This window comes from Lentzea kentuckyensis, assembly GCF_002150765.1.
GTDB lineage: Bacteria > Actinomycetota > Actinomycetes > Mycobacteriales > Pseudonocardiaceae > Lentzea > Lentzea kentuckyensis.
The window spans coordinates 1-4,064 of the sequence record NZ_MUYM01000175.1; the positions used below are offsets into that span (position 1 = coordinate 1).

General features: G+C 69.9%; 1 protein-coding gene. It reads left to right on the forward strand.

All coding sequences use genetic code 11. From position 1 onward, the window contains the following. Nucleotides 1-4,064: hypothetical protein (locus B0F77_RS48435; protein ID WP_211294362.1), on the forward strand; the 4,064-nt coding region annotated here is incomplete at both ends.

The following is a 4,064-nucleotide window of genomic DNA, read 5'->3' on the forward strand; positions in this document are numbered from 1 at the left end:
TGATCTCGCCCGGTCGCTGGAGCAGGCGGCACCGGTGGTGCGGTCGCGTACCGAGCCGGTCGCGTTGGTTCCGTTGGTGTGGGACGGCAACAGCTTCCCGTATGGCGACATGCGCAACAAGACGATCGACAGCCCGGCGGGCAAGTGGGCGATCGGCGCCATGGTCGCCAAGGGCACGCACCCGTATCTGGCGGCGCAGGACTTCGACGCCGGCTCGCGCGCGGTGCCGTCCGGTGATCACGTGTTCACGCACGTCTCCGGCCTGCTGCGGATGGGCCAGCTGGGGGAGCGCGTCGATCCAGGCCGGCCGTTGATGATCAGCGGTGGCTACCGGATCAGCGATCCGGCGCAGTTGGTGCGAGACACCCTGGACCGGATTGACAAGGGCGAGGCGAAGGCCGAGCAGGAACTGGCCGAGCTGACGCGGAAGGGCGCTCCGGCCAAGGACATCGCGGCGAAGAACAAGGAGCTCGCGGCGCTGGGCAAGGCGCGAGGCAAGGTGAACAGGCCTGGGTTCGCGGACGAGTTCGCGCAGTTGATCGACGAGGACATGCGGGCGCGTGATCGTCAGGTCGGTGCGCATCCGTTGCTGCCGTACACGCCGGAACCGAACCTGTTCATCGACGGTCTCGCGTTCGTGGCTGACGACTCCGTCCGTTTCGGTCAGGGTGCCGCCGAGTACACCAACCTGGGCAGGACGATCAACAAGCTGTACGCCGAGGAGCTCACCCGGATCCACGGCGAGGAGTTCGAGCGGCCCAGCGCCGACCCGGACCACCGCACCGAGGTGGTCGAGCGGGCGCGGGTGGACGCGCTGAACAACCGGCATCCGTTGCGGGGTGAGGCTTTCACGACCGACTTCGTCGACGGCGCGATCGAGACGGACCTGTCGCGGTTGGCGGTGGGCTGGGCGAAGGACGGCAAGCTGCCGCAGTCGCACCTGGATCTGACGACGGTGGTGAACCGGTTCTTCGGAGCCGCGGACCCGAAGGACGACAAGGCCACCAAGAAGGACACGAGCCTGGCCACGTACCGCAAGGACTTCGCGAAGAAGTCCCACGCGGAGCGCGAGCCGCAGACCGCCGCAAGCGGCCCGTGGCGGGCGTCCGGTGCGGACCTGGTTCATCTCGGCGTCCAGGACCACAACACCCTGAACCGGGCGATCTCCACGCCGCTGTCGGGTGTGCTGGCCGACCTGACGGCGGGCGTGGCGAGCGAGCACAAGACCGTTGCGGCGCACCACCTGGCCACCTCGGATCTCACCACCACCCTGGCGAGGGCTTTCGGGGCGATCAAACACGAGGTCCTGCGGATCGCTCCGGCACCTGTGCCGGGCAGTCTTTACCGGGCGGTGGATCCGGCCAACGCCGATCGGTTGCGGGCCAACGTGCTCGACGTGGCGACCGCTGGTGCCCCGAAGAAGCTCGTGGACGGCGTTGTGTCGTTCGTCCAGAGCCATCCGATCGTGGACTACGGGCATCTGGTCAACTCGTTGGTCCAGCACCGCACCCGCGCCACCGACCCGAACCTGACCGAGAACACCAGGGCCGGTCACGCCGACGGGCTGGCCGCGCGGTTGATCGCGACCGAGTTGAAGAACGACGTCGTGATCCACCACCCGGACGGCTCGACCACCGTGCACGAGCCGTTCACCGGTAAGGCCGGGCGCAATCCGGTCCACATCACGCACCACGTCGACACCGACGGCCGCCACACCTACGAACCCGGTGGACCGGCACGGACGCGTCCGGCGCCGCTCGACGACGCGGACCCAGGGCCTTCGCGCACGGCGTTCGACGACGAGTCGTGGCGGCACAGCACGGCCGAGACCGCGGACTGGTTCGCTCCCCGTCCCGACGCGGTGACGCCGGACCGGTGGACCTCACGTCGCGACGACGCGCACGTTCGCACGGTCGACACCGAGGTCGCCGACGTCACCACCGACAGCACGCCGGGCAAGCTGCGCTCCTACACCGGTTTGGTGCGCTACGACGTGCGCCGCATCGAGGCCGAGCCCGGCCAGTGGGTGCGCGACTTCACCGTCAAGGTCCACCTCCGGCCCGGCGCCGGGGTCGACCCGGCCGCGTTGTCCGCTGTGCGCGACAACGCCCGCGCCGGTGTCGACGCGCTGTTCAACGGCGGGCACCGGTTGCCGAGCGGCGACCAGTTCCACGTGTCGCTGGAGTTCGTCGACAACCCGCGTGCGGCGCACACGACGATCGAGGTCGGCGAGCACCCCGTCGACCAGACCCACTGGCGTGCCGACGCCGAACCCGCCGTGCTCGCCCACGAGACGTTGCACTACCTGGGCGTGCCCGACGAGTACCGCGACCCGTCGCGGGTCTTCCTCGCCAAGGACAACCGTTCCGCGGTCGTGCCGGACGCGCAGGGCCTGATGGGCGCGGGTGTGTTGCGGCCCGATCCGCAGTTGCGGCCCCGGCACCTGTGGATGGTCGAACGGGTGGCCGACAGCCAGGTCGCGGTGCCGGACACCCCGCTGCGCAGCCGTTCACCGCAGGCCGATCCGGCCCGGCCGGACCTCGACTCCGGCGGCCCGGACCGCGAGGTGCGCCGCGCTCCTGGGGACGACGCGAACGAGCGGCCGAGCAAGCGGCCGAGGCTCGGTGGCGGGGACCTGGCGTCCGCTGCCGGTGGCGGTTGGGGTGCCCGGCGGGCACGGTCCGGTCTGCGACCGCCGGACGACGTCGTGGCACCACCGCACCGGGACGAGCCGTCCACCTCGCACGCGCCGTCCACCTCGCACCAGGCCGAGTCGAGCAAGCGGGCGCGGGAGGACGCGGGACCCAGCCACAGCGAACCGCCCACCTCGCCCGACGCCCAGCCGACCAAGCGGGCGCGGCACGACGACGTGGTCTTCGAGGGACCGCGGGTGTCGGTGGCGTCCCTGGACGAGGCGAAGGTCGTGCGCAACGCGGCGTTCGAGGAGCTGGCGCCGGGTCCGGTGCGGCTGCCGTCCAAACAGGACTACCTCCGCCACCTGGCCGCCAGCGTGGAGGGGAACAAGCCGGTCTCGTTCGTCGTCACGGCGATCCTCGGTCACGGCGCGCTGAAGGACCTGCCCGCCGTGCTGGACGGCATGCTGGCCGGTGCGCGGGACGTCGAGGGCAAGGTGGCGTTCGTCTTCGGTGTCAACGCGAAGACGGCCGACGAGGCGAAGCTCGACAGCTCGATGAGCCAGATCGCGAAGGTCGTGGAGTCGCGTCGGGAGCCGGTCGCGCTGGTGCCGTTGCTGTGGAGCGACAAGAAGTTCCCGTACGGCGACATGCGCAACCGGACGATCGACAGCCCGGCCGGTCAGTACGCGGTCGCCGCCCTGGCCGCCAGGGACACGCACCCGTACCTCGCCGTCCAGGACTTCGACGAGGGCTCGCGCGCGGTGCCGTCCGGTGACCACGTGTTCACGCACGTCTCCAACCTGCTGCGGATGAGTGCGCCGGGGGAGCACGTCGATCCCGGCCGGCCGTTGATGATCAGCGGTGGCTACCGGATCAGCGATCCGGGGCAGTTGGTTCGGGACACGAACTCCCGGATCGACAACGACATCGCCAAGACCGAGCGGGCGTTGGGCGAGGGTGGTCCGGCGAAGGAGATGGAGGTGCTCCGCAAGGAGCTCGCGGCGTTGCAGAAGGCGCGGGGCAAGGTGAACAGGCCTGGGTTCGCTGATGAGTTCGCGCAGTTGATCGATGAGGACATGCGGGCGCGTGATCGTCAGGTCGGCGCTCACCCGTTGCTGCCGTACACGCCGGAACCGAACCTGTTCATCGACGCCGTCGCGGTGATGGCCGATCCCGAGGTGCGCTTCGGTCACGGTGCCGCCGAGTACACCAACCTGGGCAGGACGATCAACAAGCTGTACGCCGACGAGCTGACCCACTTGCACGGTGAGGAGCTCAAGAAGTCGAGCGACCGCGAGGAGGTGCTCGAACAGGCCAGGGTGGACGCGCTGAACAACCGGCATCCGTCGCGTGGTGAGGCTTTCACGACCGACTTCGTCAACGGCGCGATCGAGACCGACTTGTCGCGGCTGGCGGTGGGCTGGGCGA